Raw genomic sequence first — 400 nt, forward strand, 5'->3', positions numbered from 1 at the left:
GCTGGGAATTATCTTACGCAGAAAGGTCATACATCTTTAACGATTATGATGGAGAAGGATAGAAAGAGTAGCTTAGGAAGACTGAATGGTTTCAAACAAGCCCTTACGGATTCAGGGATTTTGTTAGATGATGATGCTATCATTAGCTGCTATTCGACAGTTGAAGATAGTAAACGTGCAAGTAAAGAATTACTTAATTTACCTAATAGGCCTACAGCGGTTTTTGCTTGTACAGATTTAATTGCGATATGCCTGATGAATGAAGCAAGAAAACAAGGACTTTCGATTCCGGAAGATTTATCAATTATCGGATTTGATAATACCATCTATGCTGAGATTGCAGATCCAGGGTTAACAACAATTGAACAGCCAATTACACAAATGGCGACCTGTACGTTTT

1 protein-coding gene is annotated in these 400 nt (G+C 37.5%); it reads left to right on the forward strand.

The window, feature by feature from the left end; all coding sequences use genetic code 11:
- A partial coding sequence (locus JDS96_RS30750) for a substrate-binding domain-containing protein (RefSeq protein ID WP_199669125.1) occupies positions 1-400 on the forward strand: 400 nt, incomplete at both ends.

The sequence above is a fragment of the Bacillus cereus group sp. N21 genome, from assembly GCF_016483395.1.
GTDB classification, from domain to species: Bacteria; Bacillota; Bacilli; order Bacillales; family Bacillaceae_G; genus Bacillus_A; species Bacillus_A pseudomycoides.